The sequence below is a fragment of the Hymenobacter sp. BT18 genome (genome assembly GCF_012273015.1).
GTDB classification, from domain to species: Bacteria; Bacteroidota; Bacteroidia; order Cytophagales; family Hymenobacteraceae; genus Hymenobacter; species Hymenobacter lutimineralis.
On the sequence record NZ_CP050954.1, the window covers coordinates 3,066,406 to 3,081,214 of the forward strand.

The following is a 14,809-nucleotide window of genomic DNA, read 5'->3' on the forward strand; positions in this document are numbered from 1 at the left end:
TAGGGTACACAGCACAAGCAAAACCGTCATTCCGAGTAAAGCAAGGAGTCTGAGGTATCCGTAAGCGGCTGGCCCAGATTCCTCGCTTTACTCGGAATGACGGTTTTAGCGGCATATTCGCCTCATGAACATGACCTCTTCTACTGCCCCTGGTGCCGCTGCCAATGCTACCCAGCCCGAAAGCCGTTTGTGGCGCTGGCTGGTGCTGGGCTCCGTGCTCGGCAACCTGTTGTGCAACTACGTGGCGCAGCGCTACCCGTTTAATGGGCAAACCAACGCGGTGGTTTCCGGCAAGTACTACACCTTGCTCACGCCGGCGGGCTACGCGTTTAGCATCTGGGGGCTGATTTTTCTGGGCATTCTGGTCTACGCCATCTGGCAGCTGCTGCCCGCTCAGCGGCGCAACCCCTTGCCTGATGCTGTGGCCGAGCCTTTTATTCTGGCCAATGTAGCTACAGCCGCCTGGCTGGTGGCTTTTGCCTACGAGCAGCTGGCCCTGAGCGTGCTCATCATGTTCGTGATTCTGGCGTCCCTGGCGGTGGCGTATGGCCGTGCCCGGCGTCTGATCCGTAGCGGGCAAGCCGGGTGGGCGAGCAGCGTGCCCCTGGGGTTATACTTCGGCTGGATTACGGTGGCCACGGTGCTCAACGTGTCGTTGTGGCTGAGCACGGTTTGGCAGCCTTCGGCCAGCACCGCTACCACGGTGGCCATGTTGCTGCTCAATGTGGTGCTGGTGCTGGGCGTGGTCGTCACGCATCAATTCCGGGAGCTGGCCTACCCGCTCACGCTGGCCTGGGGCCTGGTTGGCATCGGGCTGGCCCGGAGCGGCAACGCGCCGGGGCTAGCGGGCGTGGCCATCAGTGCCGCCCTCACGCTGGTGGTAGCCGCGGCCTGGCTGGTGTGGCAGAAACGCCGGTAAGGCAGGCTAGGGCATTCAACGGCGTAGCGCTTACCTTGCGGCCGCAATTAAGTCTCCTTCAGTATCAAACTCTCCCTTCGCTATGCGTAAGAACATTGTGGCCGGCAACTGGAAAATGAACACCACGTTGCAGGACGGCCAGGCCCTGATTTCCGAAATTGTCAACATGGTGCAGGACGAGGCGACCGGCTCGGCTGTGGAAGTGGTGGTGTGCCCGCCGTTTCCGTTTCTGTCGGCCATCGGCCGTCAGCTGCCCCAGGGTGGCCGCTTCCACTTAGGCGCGCAGAACTGCCATCAGAAGGAAACCGGCGCGTTTACTGGCGAAGTATCGGCTAAAATGCTGCAGTCGGTAGGAGCGGAGTACGTGATTCTGGGCCACTCGGAGCGGCGTCAGTATTTTGGGGAGGACGACGAGTTGCTCAGCCAGAAGCTGAAAGCCGCCCTGGCCGCCGGTCTGAAGCCGATTTTCTGCGTGGGCGAGTCGCTGGAAACCCGCGAGGCCGACGAAACCTTCAACTTCATCAGCAAGCAGCTGAAGGACGGCCTGTTTCACCTCAGCAACGAGGAGTTCGACCAGGTAGTTATTGCCTATGAGCCCATTTGGGCCATTGGGACCGGCAAAACGGCTACCAGCCAGCAGGCTCAGGAAGTACACGCCTTCATTCGGGAGCAGATTGCCCGCGCCTACGACGCCGAGGCGGCCTTAAACACGAGCATCCTGTACGGCGGCTCGGCCAACGCCCAGAACGCCCGGGAGCTGTTTTCGCAGCCCGACGTAGACGGTGGCCTTATCGGCGGCGCTTCCCTCAAGTCCCGCGACTTCACCGAGATTATCAAGTCGTTCTAGGGGTAGATCTGAGAACTAAGAATCTAGAACTGAGAGATAGTCGGCTACATTTTTGCTCCTCACCTCTCAGTTCTAAATTCTTAGTTCTTCATTCTATCATCCAGTTGCCATGCTTGCTACGCTGCTTCTGTCCGGGTTACTCACGCTGAATCCGTTTCAGCCAATACCAGCCGTGCCGTTTGCGGCTTTGGCCGTGTCGTCGGTGGAGCCTTGCCAGATTTACGGCTCCATTTTCCTGGAAAAAGACCCGCGCCGCCGCAGCCAGTGCTTCGCTACGGTGTACGTAGAGCCCGAAGAAGCCTTTGCCGATGTACTGGTGTACCAAGAAAACAACAAGCTCTTCGCCGATAAAGCCGGCTTCTGGTACTTCACCGGGGCCCGCGACTTCGCCGATTACGCGCTGTTCGTAACCGACAACCGTTCCCTGGCCGATTTCAGTATTCAGTACACCAAGATTCGCTCCTACGCCGGCTGCCGCAACGGGAAGTAGTAGTGCTGATTTCCATTACACAAGAAGGGCCGCATCCGGGTATGGATGCGGCCCTTCTCCTTTGATGGAAAGTTCACTCAATTACAGCTTCACCAGTTCTACCCGGCGGTTTTGGGCCTTGCCGGCTTCCGTGGTGTTGTCAGCCAGCGGCTTGCTTTGTCCAAAGCCCGCCGACTGCAGCCGCGAGGACGAGATGCCGGCCTGCGTGAGGGTGGTCACGACAGCGGCCGCGCGGGCTTCGGAAAGCTGCTGGTTGTGCGGGGCCGTGCCGCTGTTGTCGGTGTGGCCTTGCACGGCCAGGCGCAATGCGGGGTTCTGCTGCAGCAGCCGAAGCACTTCCGCTACGGTTGCCGCCGACTCGGGCCGGATAGTGGCTTTATCCGTGTCGAAGTTGATGTACAGGGCAATACGCCCGTCCGTATCTAGTTTTTTTTTAACTCCTGGGCGGGTATCACCGCGGCTTGCTGGGGCATAGCAGCCCGCTCAGTTACAGTGAGGTTATAGTTGGCATCGGTAGCGCCCAGGGCCGTTACTTGCACCCACACCTCCTTGTCTTTCTGCCGAATAACGTAGGTGTCGGTTTCGTGGTCGTTGCCAATGCTCCATTTGCCGTGCTTGTACGCTTCGTCCGAGCCTAGTTTGTCGATGACTTCCTGGGGGACTTTGCCCGCAAAGACTTTCACGCCGCCCAGGCCGGTAACCAGCGTTTCGTAATTGCGGCGAATCATCAGTTCCGAGGCTTTCTTTTCCCCGTTCTTGGGGTTGAAGAGGCGTTGCGACACTTTACCTTCTACAGGTACCAGGTTTTTGCCGTCATACACGTAGGCCCGCTCAAAGTCGTATTCTTCGCTGTTGCTGGTATTCTCTTCGTAGGTAGTCAGGCCGGCAAAGTAGGGGAACTGGCCCAGGTTTTCCGCGGAAACAGGCACCGTACTGAGGTCGAAAGTAGCCGCTGGGGCTGCCGGGGTAGTAGTCGCCTCGGGCGCTTCGGCGGGGGCCGTTGCGGCGGCGGGGGCTTCGGTCGTTGTACTCGTCGTGGCTGTCTCAGCCTGGTCCTTGCTGCCGCAGGCAGAAAGTGTGGTGGCCAGCAGGCCAGTCAGGGAAAGATAGCGCAGCGTGTTTTTCATGCGAAGGGGAATAAGTTGAGAATCGAAAGGTCAAATAAAGGTATATTTATATTGAAATATTATTATCAAAATAGAACATCAGGATGTAAGTGGTAAGCAAGCAGGTTTTTTGCCCGAACTTTGTCTGGCCCGGTGCAGCCGGCTTCCCGATCTTACCTTTCCCCATTTGCTCATGGATTTCATTGAACTGCGCGTAAAAGCTCCCGGCGAGTTGTCGGATATTTTGGTGGCCGAGCTGGCCGAAGTTGGCTTCGACACCTTTGAAGACAACGATGAAGGCTTCTGCGCCTATACTACCGAAGACGTATTCAACCCCGATGATGTGGCCGAAATCATGAGCCGCTACGAGGGCCTGGGCGAGCTGGAGCACAGCCACCGCACCATCACGCGCCAGAACTGGAACGCCGAGTGGGAAAAGAACTTCCAGCCCCTGGTTATTGCCGATCAGGTTTCGGTGCGGGCCCCTTTCCACCCGGCCCGGCCCGATCTGCAGCACGAAATCGTGATTATGCCGCGCATGTCCTTCGGCACGGGCCACCACGATACCACGGCACTGATGATTGAAAACCAGCTCACTATCGACCACCAGGGCAAGCGGGTGCTGGACATGGGCTGTGGCACGGGTATTCTGGCCGTTATGGCTGTGCAGCTCGGCGCTACTTCAGTGCTGGCCGTGGATGTAGAGCCCTGGACGGCCGAAAACGCAGCCGATAATGCCGCCGAAAACAACGTGCAGGACCGCGTAGAAGCCCGCCTCGGCGACATTTCGGCCCTGGAAGGGGAGGCCCCGTTCGATATTATTCTGGCCAACATCAACCGCAACGTGCTGCTGGAAGATATGGCCGCCTACGGGCAGTATCTGAAGCCGGGCGGCCCTATCCTGTTTTCCGGCTTTTATGAGGAGGACCTGCCACTGATTCGCACGGCGGCTGAGCAGGCAGGCTTCACCTACGAATCGATGCGCACCCGCAACCACTGGGTATCGGCCATTTTCCGGAAATAGGCCCACACGCCGCCGCCGACGGCCCCCAGCCCGATAGTACAAAACCGGGGGCAACAACGGGCACTATTGCGCGTCTGGTTAGCGTTAGGCAGCGCAAGAACCTGTTTGCCACGGTGCTAGTGCCCTTAAGCAACTCTCAATCAGGTTACGCGTGAATGCGGTGAATTTTAGCGAAATTGGAGACGAATAAGTCTGTTCTGACGGTATTGAGTATGAAGCAAGTAGTAATTGGTTGGCTATGGGCAGCGCTGCTGCTCGTTTCGGTGGAAGCTTGGGCACAGCAGCCGGCCGCTCCGGCCGCAGCTCCGGCAGCCCCACGCACCCAGCCCGGCAAGCTGTCCACCGACCCGGCCCAGTACATCATTGATGTGCAGGCCATGATGGCCTCAACCAAAAACCCGGCCGCCATTGCCAGCGGCGTTTCCCTGCAAACCCTCTGGGCCAGCAACAAGCTCACGGCCTCCCAGCAGCGGCTTATCGTGGATATTTCGCAGCGGCTGCTGGCCAAACGCTTCAAGCCCCGGCCGCACTTTGAAACGTTTTTCAACGCCATTCTGGCCGGCGCCACCAAGCAGAACCTAAGCGACCAGCAAATGGATGGCCTGCTGACGACCATCAGCACCACGCTCGACCGGGAGCAGGTACGCGACACGGAAAAGTTTCTGAATGCCGTGACGCTGTTTCTGCAAACCAACCGCCTCTACTACTCGCGCTACAACCGCGTGCAGCTGGTGCGCGGCGGGTTTTCCTTCGCCTATAACCAAACCGACCAGTCGTTGGAGCCGGCCGTAGCGCCGGAGCCCACGCCCACGGTTTCGGAGCCCGTGCGCACCGGCGCTGCCATCAAAACCACCAAACCCGCCGCCAAGCCCGCCAAAAAGAAAAGCACCGATGGCTGGGACACCGTAGCCGACTGGGGCAGTAACGACGGCTGGGGCTCCTCCAGCAACGATGGGTGGGGGGCACCCGCCAAGAAGGCCCCGGCCAAACCAGCCCCCAAAACCGCTGGGGCTAAGCCGGCCGCCGCCCCTGTGAAAGAACCCGAGCCCGAGCCTACCCCGGCCGCGCCCATGTATTTCGACGACTACATGGCCCCACCAACCCGCGGCCCAGTGATTGTGCTGAAGGACGTGGACCTGCTGGTAGGCAGCTTCGGCGCCGACTCGGCCCTGATTACCAAAACCACGGGCTTTGCCGTGCCGCTCACCAACCGCTTCGTGGGCTACGGCGGGCAGTATGCTTGGCAGGTAAAGGAAAACCCCGTAACGGCCGACCTCACCCACTTCGACATGGACATGGGCAAGCCCGAGTTTAAGGCCGAACCCGTGACGATGACGTACGCTGCTGTGCTGGAAAGCCCGGTGAAAGGGGCGCTGTCGTTTAAGAGCCTCAAGAAAAAGCCCGGCAGCACCGATTCGTCGTACCCGCGCTTTATCTCGCTCACCAACGATGCCCGCGTCAAGAACATCGGCGACAACATCAAGTACGTGGGAGGCTTTGCCCTCAACGGGCAGCGGGCCTTCAGCGCCAGCCTCGACGGCTCGTTGTCGACCATCAGCGTGCAGGCTAATGGCGTAACCAAGTTCCGGGCCTCGGCCCGTGCCTACGAGCTGGGCGACACGCTGCTCTCCTCGAGCCGGGCGGCCGTGTCTATCTACGAAGACAAGGTGGACTCTGTGTATCACCCCGGCGTGAAGCTCAAGTTCTCCAAAGCCCGGCAGGTGCTGCAGCTGGCCCGCGAAGAAGGCCTCTACAAAACCACGCCGTACTACGACTCCTACCATCAGATGGAGATTACGACGGAGCTGCTGACGTGGCCCATCAACTCGCCCCTGATGAACTTCTCCATGCTGACGGCCAAAAACCAGGTGGCCGCCACGTTTGAGTCGCGCGAGTTCTACACCAACACCCGCTACCAGCAGATCAAGGGCATCAACCGGATGCACCCGCTGCAAATGGTAGTGGGCTACAGCACGGCCCACGAAAACGTGAAGACGTTTTCCATCGGCGACCTGGTGCAGGAGTTCAAGCTCAGTGAGCCCAACGTGCGCTCGGCTATGGCCGGGCTGGCGCGGGATGGGTACGTGCGCCTGAACCCTGACGGCAACACCGTGTCGCTGCTGCCCAAGGCTTCGCACTACGTCAGCTCGGCCCGGGGCAAAAAAGACTACGACCACATTGCCATCAAGTCGGTGGCGCCGGGCGGGCGCAATGCCGTGCTCAACCTCGACAACAAGGTGCTGACGGTGCGTGGGGTAGACCGTTTCAACTTCTCCGACGACTCCGTAGCGGTGTTTGTGCAGCCCGACAGCAGCGTGGTACGCATCCTCAAAAACCGCAACATCGAGTTCAACGGTACCCTGGTGGCCTCGGCTTTCGTGTTCAAAGGCAAAGAATTCCGCTTCGATTACGACGGGTTCTACGTGGATCTGGTGAAGATTGACTCCATCATTGTGAAGGGGAAAAACTCGAAGGGCTCAGTGATGAAGGCGCGCAAAGACGTGGACTGGACCCTGACCAACAAGAGCAAGAACTCGGCGGGTAAGCTCTACATCAACCACCCCAAGAACAAGTCGGGCCGCAAGAAAATCGGCTCCTACCCATCGTTTGACGCTACCACCGGAGCTTACGTGTTCTTCGACAAGCCCGAGGTACTGGGCGGCGCCTACGACACCACCATCTACTTCGACATACCGCCGTTCCGCATCGACTCGCTGAACAACAAAAACCGCTCGGCGGTGGGCTTCAAGGGCAAGTTCGTAACCGGCGGCATCATGCCGGCCTTCGAAACCAAGCTCTCGATGCAGGACGATGGTTCCCTGGGCTTCGTGTACCAGCTGCCCAAGGAAGGCTTCCCGCTCTACGGGGGCAAGGGCAAGCTGTTCAATACCGTGAAGATGAGCAACCGCGGTATTCAGGGTATTGGCGAAATCAAGTACCTGGCTGCCACGCTCCAAAGCAAGCAGTTCATCTTCTACAAAGACTCCGTGGTGACGGTGGGTACCACAGCCTCGCTGGCCGAGGGGCCCTACCAGGGAGCCGAGTATCCGAAAGTGGACCTGCTGCCCGGCTACCAGATGAAGTGGGCCGTGCGCAAGGACTCTATGTACTGGAGCACCGCCAAATCGGGGCAGGACATGCGCTTCTACGGTGGGGCCTTTAGCTACCGGGGCGAAGCCGTGCTGACGCCGACTGGCCTCTACGGCAATGGCCGCATCGAAGGGCCGCAGTCCTTGGTTCGCTCGCGCAACTTCACCTTCCTGCAGCACCACTACAAAGGCACGGGCGCCACGCTCAGCATCAAGTCGAGTGAGGAAAACAAGCCGGCCGTGAAAGCCACCGACGTGGCCATCGACTACGACATCAAGCAGGGCTTTGCCGACTTCTCTCCGGAAAAAGCCGGGGTAGCCAACGTGGAGCTGCCTTATACGCAGTACCGCACTTCGCTGAGTGGGGGTAAGTGGGACTTCAAGAAGAAAACCATTGTCTTCCGGGTGACCCCAGGCGCCGACTCCACCCGCTCGTACTTCTACTCCACCAAGCCCGACCAACACGGCCTGAAGTTCCAGGCCTCGAGCGGGGTGTATGACCTGCGGAAGTACCAGCTGATGGCCGGTGGGGTGCCCCGCATTTCCTCGGCCGATGCCTGGATTGAGCCCGACTCCAACAAGGTGTACGTGGCCGCCAACGCCGATATGCGCGCTTTCCGCAACGCCCGCGTAACGATGGATACCCTCCAGAAGTACCACCAACTCTACCAGGGCGAAGTAGACATTCAGTCGCGACTGGCTTTCACCGGCAATGCCCTTTACAGCTACAAAAACGCCGCTGCCGACTCTTTCGCCCTGAAGTTTGCCAACTTCCGCATCGACTCCTCACAGGCGCTGTCGGGGCTGACAGCCAGCACGGGCAAAGGCATTGGTGCCCGCCTCCTGGGGCGCGGCGGCGACGGGCCTAAGATTGGACCGTCTACGCTGGCTACGGTTTCCATTAAAGCTGAAGACAAATTTCATCTGGCACCGCGCATTGCGTACCGGGGCAGTGCCATCATGAACTCGAAGAAGAAGCGGTTTGCTTTTGATGGTCAGTCGAAGCTGGAGTTTGTGAAGAATGCCACGGCCTCCACTTGGTTTGCTGTGCAGGATTCTATCGACCCCAAGCGGATCCAGCTGCGCGTGCAGGACCCCAAGGCCGAAGATGGTACTCCCTTGTTTACGGGGCTGTTCCTGTCGGAAACGAACCGTGTGTACCCGCTTTTTGTGGGCCAGAAAGCCAGCGTAACCGACCAGAACATCTTCCAGGTGGATGGTACACTGAGCTTTGACGCGGCCAAGCGCACCTTCCGGATGGGCCGTCAGGAAGAAAACCCCGACGTGTACGAAGGCAGCGTGCTAACCTTCAACGACTCGACTACTGCCATGGGCTTCCGGGGCAAAGTAGAGCTGATTACCTCCAACAAGGACTATACGCTGGAGGCTGCGGCCATTGGCAAAGGCAAGCCCGACAGCAGCCGCTACGAGTTGGACACGTTTATGGCGCTGGACATCAACCTGCCGGAAAAAGCCATTATTGCCATGGCCGAAGACATGGGCCGCTACGCCAAGGGCTTGCCCGAGGCTATGACTGGCACCCGGGAAGAATACCTGAAGCTGGGGGAATTTGTGGGCAGCAAATCCGTGCAGCAGTACCAGAACCGTAAAGGCGGCTATTCGCCCCTGCAGAAACTCTCGCCCAAGCTGCTGCGCACCATCGTGCTCAACCGCGTAAAGCTGGTGTGGTCTGACAAGCAGCGGGCCTGGTACTCGACCGGCAAGATTGGCCTGATTAGTATCTACAAAAAGGACATCAACGCCGAAATTGACGGCTTCATTGAAATCAAGAAGGAGTCGACGGGCGACGTGGTGGAAATGTACCTGGAAGCCGAGCCGCAGACCTGGTACTACATCAAGTACGCCAACAACACGGTGCTCACCAAAGCCCAGCACGGCTCCTACGACGAGATTGTGGGCTTTAAGGCCAAGGGCGACTACAACACGGCCACGGAGTACGGCTTCTTCCTCGGCGACGACCAGGAAGTGCAGTCCTTCCTGACGCGCTTCCGCAAAACCTACCTGGGCCTCACGGGCAAGGACGCGGCCAAGAAGATTGTGACCACCCAGCCCGAGCCGGACCCCGAAGCCACCGAGGAAACCGACAAGAAGAAAAAGAAGAAGAAAGGCACGGAGTTCGACGTTTCTACGGAACCCGCCGCCGATGCCCCCATCGACGATGCCCCGGTAGACCGCAAAAAGAAAAAGAAGAAAGACGAAGCCACCGAGGAGCCGGCCGCTACACCTACTGAGGCCGCACCAGCGGAGGACACCGGCAAAAAGAAAAAGAAGAAGGACGAGCCCGTGGTGACCGAGCCCACCGTGGACACGCCCACGGCCCCGGCCGAGGATACCAGCAAGAAGAAAAAGAAGAAGAAAGAATCTGCCGACGACCCCTTCGGCGAGCAATAGTCTTCTAGTTCACAAAAGCCCCCGTTGGATGTTCCGGCGGGGGCTTTTTTTAAGTAGTAAGGCAAGCTAGTGCCTGGCTCCGCCATTCCACCGGCCAACCTCTATCTTTGGCCTCTCCCACCTCACTCCCTGCGTATGCACCTGATTCTACTCCTGGGCGCCCTGCTGGCGGCTTACCTTATCGGCTCCATTCCCACGGCCCTTTGGGTGGGGCGGCGCTTTTTCGGGCTGGATATCCGGGAGCATGGCTCGGGCAACGCCGGTGCTACCAACACCTTTCGGGTGCTGGGCAAGCGGCCTGGCTCGGTGGTCATGGCCATTGACGTGCTGAAAGGCTGGCTAGCCACCTCCCTGGCCGGGCTGCTGGTGACCCAGGGCGCTTTAGCCCCCGAGAACCTGCTGTACGCCCAGCTGGGTTGCGGAGCCTTGGCCGTGGTCGGGCACATTTACCCCATCTGGGCGGGCTTCCGGGGCGGCAAAGGCGTAGCAACCGTGCTGGGCATGATGCTGGCCATAGCTCCGGCTACGGTGGGCGTGTGCATCCTGGTGTTCATCACCGTGCTGCTGGTGTCGCGCTACGTATCCCTGAGCAGCATGACGGCGGGCGTGGCGTTTGCGCTGCTGCAGCTGCTGCCCGCATTCCAGCCCCAACACCCGCTGCTGCTGTGGTTTGGCTTTGTGCTGGCGGCGCTGCTGATCTACACTCACCGGGCCAACATCGGCCGCCTGCGCGCCGGCACCGAAAGCCGGGTGCCCATGCCCTGGGATAAAAAGTAAGGTTAGGATAGAAGCCCTGCCAGAAAATCTCCTCGGACCGACGGGCAGAAGAGAATTATCCTTCAATCAGGCGGTAGGCAGGTGGAAAGGAGAACTTCAACGGATGGGCTTCGTTCTGGGAGGCAACCAACGCCGGATACCTGTATCCCGGAGTGCTGGCATCCGTAGGCAATCTGCTACTTTTGCGCCCGTCCAAACCCTCCCACTATGTCCACCTACCTCGAAGAAAATAAAGACCGTTTCCTGAGTGAGCTGCTCGACTGGCTGCGCATTCCCAGCGTATCTGCCGACCCCAAATTCCACGGCGACGTGCTGCGAGCCGCCGAATACCTGAAACAGCGCTTCGAAGAGCTGGGCGTAGAGAACGTGGAGCTGTGCCAGACGGCCGGCAACCCCATCGTGTACGGCGAGAAGCTCATCGACCCCAGCCTGCCCACCGTGCTCGTGTACGGCCACTACGACGTGCAGCCCGCCGACCCCTACGAACTCTGGGATTCGCCCCCGTTCGAGCCCGTTATCAAAGACGAAAAAATCTACGCCCGCGGGGCCTGCGACGACAAAGGCCAGGTGTACATGCACGTGAAGGCGTTTGAGCTCATGCAGCGCAGCCAGGGCGGCGTGCCCTGCAACGTGAAGTTCATGATTGAGGGCGAGGAGGAAATCGGCTCCAACAACCTCGCGCTGTTCGTGCGGGCCAACAAGGAAAAGCTTAAAGCCGATGTTATCCTGATTTCCGACACCGGCATCCTCAGTAACGACCAGCCCAGCATTGAAGTAGGCCTGCGTGGCCTGAGCTACCATGAGGTGGAAGTAACCGGCCCCAACCGCGACCTGCACTCCGGCCTTTACGGTGGCGCCGTGCCCAACCCCATCAACATTCTGTGCAAGATGATTGCCTCTTTGCACGATGAGAACAACGACATTACCATTCCCGGCTTCTACGATAACGTAGCCGTGCTTTCGGCCGAAGAACGCGCCGAGCTGAACCGGGTGCCACATTCCGATGAGGAGTTCAAGCAAAGCATTGGCCTGAAAGATATTTACGGCGAGAAAGGCTACACGACCGTGGAGCGCATCGGCATCCGGCCCACGCTGGACGTAAACGGCATCTGGGGCGGCTACACGGGCGAGGGTGCCAAGACGGTTATTCCGTCCAAGGCCTTTGCCAAGATTTCCATGCGCCTGGTGCCGCACCAGACCTCCGAGGAAATCACCCAGCTTTTCCAGTCACACTTCGAGCGGATTGCTCCCGCTGGCGTGCACGTGCAGGTGCGCCCCCACCACGGCGGGGAGCCGGTGGTTACGCCCACTGATTCGGTGGCTTACCAAGCTGCTGCCAAAGCCCTGGAAACCACGTTCGGCAAGAAGCCCATCCCAACGCGCGGCGGCGGCTCCATTCCCATTGTAGCCATGTTTAAAACGGAGTTGGGCCTCGACTCGGTGCTGCTCGGCTTCGGCCTCGATTCGGATGCTATTCACTCCCCCAACGAGCACTACGGGGTCTTCAACTTCCTGAAGGGCATCGAAACCATCCCGCACTTCTTCCAGAACTACGTGGCGGCTAGCCGGAGTTAAGAAACCAGTAATCCTGCGCAAGAACGCCCCGTTAGCCAAATGGCCGGCGGGGCGTTCCTGTTTTAGGTGGTTACAAGCTAAGGATGCAAGGAGCCTGAGGAGGTGAAATGGTACAGAGAGAGTGTCGCAGCCTGTTACCGAACCTGCAGCAAATACCCCAGATAAAACTCTACCGCATTATGATGAATACGCACTTGCTCTGTGGAAACCGAAAAATCCACAGCTTTATATGTCGGGGTAATGGATGCGCTGTATCGCCATCCAATTGTAATGCCTGTGGCATCTTGGTAGCCAAAGCCTAAGGCGTAACCATAATCGTATGGTCTGAATATTCGTTTGCCCAGCGGCGTTATTTCTTCCGTATTGGAGTGAGCGAAAAGGAGCCGGCTGGCGGTGGGTCCTGCCTCAAAAAAGAGGTCATCCCAATGATATTGAGCCAGCAATGGGACTTGTATATAGTCGAGTCGATATCCTATGCTGGGGCCATACGTCAGGGTTCGGTCGCCTCGTTGTGTATAAAGTAGCTCAGTTTGCAGTTTCCAGTGCTTTCCTATTCCGGCCCGCGTCAGCAAACCGCCGTGGCCTCCCAAGCGAAACGCGCCATTACTCGCATCGGTGCCGGAGGCAAAAGCCAATACTCCACCTCCTTTGGCGCCTACTTGCAGGCGTTGCGCCATAACTGGCTGGTATACCCATAATACAATGCTTATGATAACAGCTAAAATGCGCATAGAATAAATAGTAGATGACTAAAGTATAGACAAAGATAGATGGCTATGTAGCATTGAGTAGCTTTACTTACTGGCAGAGCCACAAAAGCCCGATTTCCTGACCGGAAATCGGGCTTTTGTGGCTCTGCGCTCTGCTTATTTGCTGGGAATAAGGTAGCCTACTGAGGCCTGAAACACGGAGTTGCGGGCGTTGCGCACATCGGCGTCGCCGGTGTAGCCATCTTTGGCGAAATCGGTAAGGGAGCCATTATAGCGGACACCTATCAGGAAGCCCGCCGTGGACTGGTAGCCAAGCCCGGCCGCGTAGCCTATTTCGTTGCGGTTTACCTTATCGAGGTCTTCGGTGCCGGAATACTCCGCGTAGGTAGTGCCACCGTTGAAGCTACGCTTGGTGTCGTCTTTCACCTTCAGTAGGTAGCTATACTGGGGGCCAGCCTCGAAGAAGAAGCCATCGGCGTTGATTTTCAGCAGCACCGGCACATCAATGTAATTGTAGGTGCGAGTACCCTGGTACTTTACTAGACCGAACAGCTCACTTTCATCGAACTTGAAGCCTTTCTGCGAGTACAGCACCTCGGGCTGCACTGAGAAGAACCCGTCGTCAGTGAAGCTTATGTTAGCCATGACGCCACCGTGGCCGCCCCACTTGTTCTGAAAGCGGTTTTCATCGACTAAATCGCCAGAGAGGTTGGAGTAGTTGGCGCCGCCTTTAAATCCCAGGCGGATACTCTGAGCTTGCGCGGAAGAAGAAGCCAGGGCGCCGGCCACAAGAGCAGCGGCTACAAGCAAAGAAGTGTTTTTCATGGGTGCAACGGAGTTAGGTTAGAGAATTGATTGCACGATGCCGCCGCTAAAACGAAAAGCGTGCCAGCCTATTGCCGGGCTATCAGGAAGCGGCTGCTGAGGGGCGAAAGCGCCTGAGTGCCGGTTAGCAGGGACAGCAGAACGCAAGAGGCCGGCTCCTCTGCAAGAAAAGCCGGCCCTTACCAATGCTGTTGACGCTTATTTGCCGCCGAACAGGTAGCCCACTGAGGCCTGGAATACGGAGTTGCGAGCGTCCCGGAGCTCGCCGTTGGAGTACTTCTCATCGCCAAACTTGGTGAAAGCCCCGTTGTAGCGGATGCCGGCCATCCAACCGGCCTCCGACTGGTAGCCCAGCCCGGCGGCATAGCCAACCTCGAAACGCTTAGCGTTGTCGATGTTCAGGTCTCTGTTGATGTCGGTGACTGGCTGGCCGGTTGTTTTATTCTTGACTTCGATGTTATTCTTGGCGCTCAGCAGGTAGCCTACCTGTGGGCCGCCCTCGAAGTAGAACCCATCGGCGTTTATTTTCAGCAGCACCGGCACATCGAGGTAATTATAGTTGATATTACCTTCAGTCTTGTAGGTGTTGCCGTTCTGGTCGGTCGATTCCTTATCGGCGTACTGGAAGCCTTTCTGCGAGAAGAGCAGCTCGGGCTGCACCGACAGGAAGCCGTCGTCGGTCAGGGGGGCATTCAGCATCACCCCGCCATGGAAGCCCAGCTTGTATTCGTAGTTGTCTTTGCCGGTTAGGTCGCCGGCCAGGTTCGAGTAGTTAGCGCCGGCTTTTACACCCAGGCGTACGCCCTGAGCGTGGGCAGAAGTAGCAGAGAAAGCGGCAGCCGACAGCAGGGCAACGGCGAGGAGGGGAGTCTTTTTCATGGTGCAACAAAGGGGTTAGTGAAACATTGCACGAACTGCTCCAACAGGAGCGGTTTTTGGGCCTTAAACGGGCTATTCAGGAAAAGTGACGTACTCCGGCCAAAAAAAAGAGCAGGCCGCCGGACCTGCTCCATATGCAACCAAGATAACTGGCTG

General features: G+C 58.4%; 12 protein-coding genes. 7 read left to right on the forward strand and 5 right to left on the reverse strand.

Translation table 11 applies throughout. The annotated features are described in order from the left end of the window. Positions 1–130 precede the first annotated feature (130 nt). The 3 genes from HER32_RS13165 to HER32_RS13175 all read left to right on the forward strand — a co-directional run bounded on the left by HER32_RS13165 (position 131) and on the right by HER32_RS13175 (position 2,256). A complete protein-coding gene (locus HER32_RS13165; protein ID WP_168682195.1) occupies positions 131–919 on the forward strand; it encodes a tryptophan-rich sensory protein in 789 nt (262 codons plus the stop codon). 82 nt (positions 920–1,001) lie between these two features. Further along, entirely contained in the window at positions 1,002–1,766 is a 765-nt protein-coding gene (gene tpiA / locus HER32_RS13170) for a triose-phosphate isomerase (RefSeq protein WP_168682196.1), read from the forward strand. A gap of 109 nt (positions 1,767–1,875) precedes the next feature. Next, positions 1,876–2,256 carry a DUF6150 family protein gene (locus tag HER32_RS13175; protein WP_168682197.1) on the forward strand — a complete coding sequence of 127 codons (381 nt, stop codon included), beginning with the start codon at positions 1,876–1,878 and terminating at the stop codon, positions 2,254–2,256. A gap of 81 nt (positions 2,257–2,337) precedes the next feature. Here the strand turns inward: HER32_RS13175 and HER32_RS13180 are convergent, their stop codons facing one another. Both HER32_RS13180 and HER32_RS13185 read right to left on the reverse strand, forming a co-directional pair. After that, positions 2,338–2,664 carry an OmpA family protein gene (locus tag HER32_RS13180; protein WP_168683279.1) on the reverse strand — a complete coding sequence of 109 codons (327 nt, stop codon included), beginning with the start codon at positions 2,662–2,664 and terminating at the stop codon, positions 2,338–2,340. 14 nt (positions 2,665–2,678) lie between these two features. Next, entirely contained in the window at positions 2,679–3,383 is a 705-nt protein-coding gene (locus tag HER32_RS13185; RefSeq protein ID WP_168682198.1) for a hypothetical protein, read from the reverse strand. A gap of 172 nt (positions 3,384–3,555) precedes the next feature. Between HER32_RS13185 and prmA the strand changes: the two genes are divergently transcribed. From prmA to HER32_RS13205, 4 genes are all read left to right on the forward strand, one after another. Then, the gene (prmA, locus tag HER32_RS13190; protein ID WP_168682199.1) at positions 3,556–4,386 is read left to right on the forward strand and encodes a 50S ribosomal protein L11 methyltransferase; all 831 of its coding nucleotides are present in this window, start codon (positions 3,556–3,558) and stop codon (positions 4,384–4,386) included. Between the two features lie 212 nt (positions 4,387–4,598). Further along, positions 4,599–9,887: a hypothetical protein gene (locus HER32_RS13195; RefSeq protein ID WP_168682200.1), complete on the forward strand. Its 5,289-nt coding sequence runs from the start codon at positions 4,599–4,601 to the stop codon at positions 9,885–9,887. A gap of 135 nt (positions 9,888–10,022) precedes the next feature. Further along, positions 10,023–10,664, forward strand: a complete 642-nt coding sequence (plsY, locus tag HER32_RS13200) for a glycerol-3-phosphate 1-O-acyltransferase PlsY (RefSeq protein WP_168682201.1) — start codon at positions 10,023–10,025, stop codon at positions 10,662–10,664. A gap of 207 nt (positions 10,665–10,871) precedes the next feature. Continuing rightward, the gene (locus HER32_RS13205) at positions 10,872–12,239 is read left to right on the forward strand and encodes a dipeptidase (protein WP_168682202.1); all 1,368 of its coding nucleotides are present in this window, start codon (positions 10,872–10,874) and stop codon (positions 12,237–12,239) included. Positions 12,240–12,373: 134 nt separating this feature from the next. Here the strand turns inward: HER32_RS13205 and HER32_RS13210 are convergent, their stop codons facing one another. From HER32_RS13210 to HER32_RS13220, 3 genes are all read right to left on the reverse strand, one after another. Then, a complete protein-coding gene (locus tag HER32_RS13210; RefSeq protein WP_168682203.1) occupies positions 12,374–12,970 on the reverse strand; it encodes a porin family protein in 597 nt (198 codons plus the stop codon). Between the two features lie 135 nt (positions 12,971–13,105). Then, positions 13,106–13,774: a porin family protein gene (locus HER32_RS13215; RefSeq protein ID WP_168682204.1), complete on the reverse strand. Its 669-nt coding sequence runs from the start codon at positions 13,772–13,774 to the stop codon at positions 13,106–13,108. A 198-nt stretch (positions 13,775–13,972) separates the two neighbouring features. Then, complete coding sequence (locus HER32_RS13220) at positions 13,973–14,653, reverse strand: porin family protein (protein WP_168682205.1); 681 nt, start codon at positions 14,651–14,653, stop codon at positions 13,973–13,975. Positions 14,654–14,809: the final 156 nt, after the last annotated feature.

Bases quoted from the DNA above. Each gene is read 5' to 3' on its own strand.
- HER32_RS13165 (WP_168682195.1), top strand. From the start codon at position 131: ATGACCTCTTCTACTGCCCCTGGTGCCGCTGCCAATGCTACCCAGCCC.
- tpiA (WP_168682196.1), top strand. From the start codon at position 1,002: ATGCGTAAGAACATTGTGGCCGGCAACTGGAAAATGAACACCACGTTG.
- HER32_RS13175 (WP_168682197.1), top strand. From the start codon at position 1,876: ATGCTTGCTACGCTGCTTCTGTCCGGGTTACTCACGCTGAATCCGTTT.
- HER32_RS13185 (WP_168682198.1), bottom strand. From the start codon at position 3,383: ATGAAAAACACGCTGCGCTATCTTTCCCTGACTGGCCTGCTGGCCACC.
- prmA (WP_168682199.1), top strand. From the start codon at position 3,556: ATGGATTTCATTGAACTGCGCGTAAAAGCTCCCGGCGAGTTGTCGGAT.
- HER32_RS13195 (WP_168682200.1), top strand. From the start codon at position 4,599: ATGAAGCAAGTAGTAATTGGTTGGCTATGGGCAGCGCTGCTGCTCGTT.
- plsY (WP_168682201.1), top strand. From the start codon at position 10,023: ATGCACCTGATTCTACTCCTGGGCGCCCTGCTGGCGGCTTACCTTATC.
- HER32_RS13205 (WP_168682202.1), top strand. From the start codon at position 10,872: ATGTCCACCTACCTCGAAGAAAATAAAGACCGTTTCCTGAGTGAGCTG.
- HER32_RS13210 (WP_168682203.1), bottom strand. From the start codon at position 12,970: ATGCGCATTTTAGCTGTTATCATAAGCATTGTATTATGGGTATACCAG.
- HER32_RS13215 (WP_168682204.1), bottom strand. From the start codon at position 13,774: ATGAAAAACACTTCTTTGCTTGTAGCCGCTGCTCTTGTGGCCGGCGCC.
- HER32_RS13220 (WP_168682205.1), bottom strand. From the start codon at position 14,653: ATGAAAAAGACTCCCCTCCTCGCCGTTGCCCTGCTGTCGGCTGCCGCT.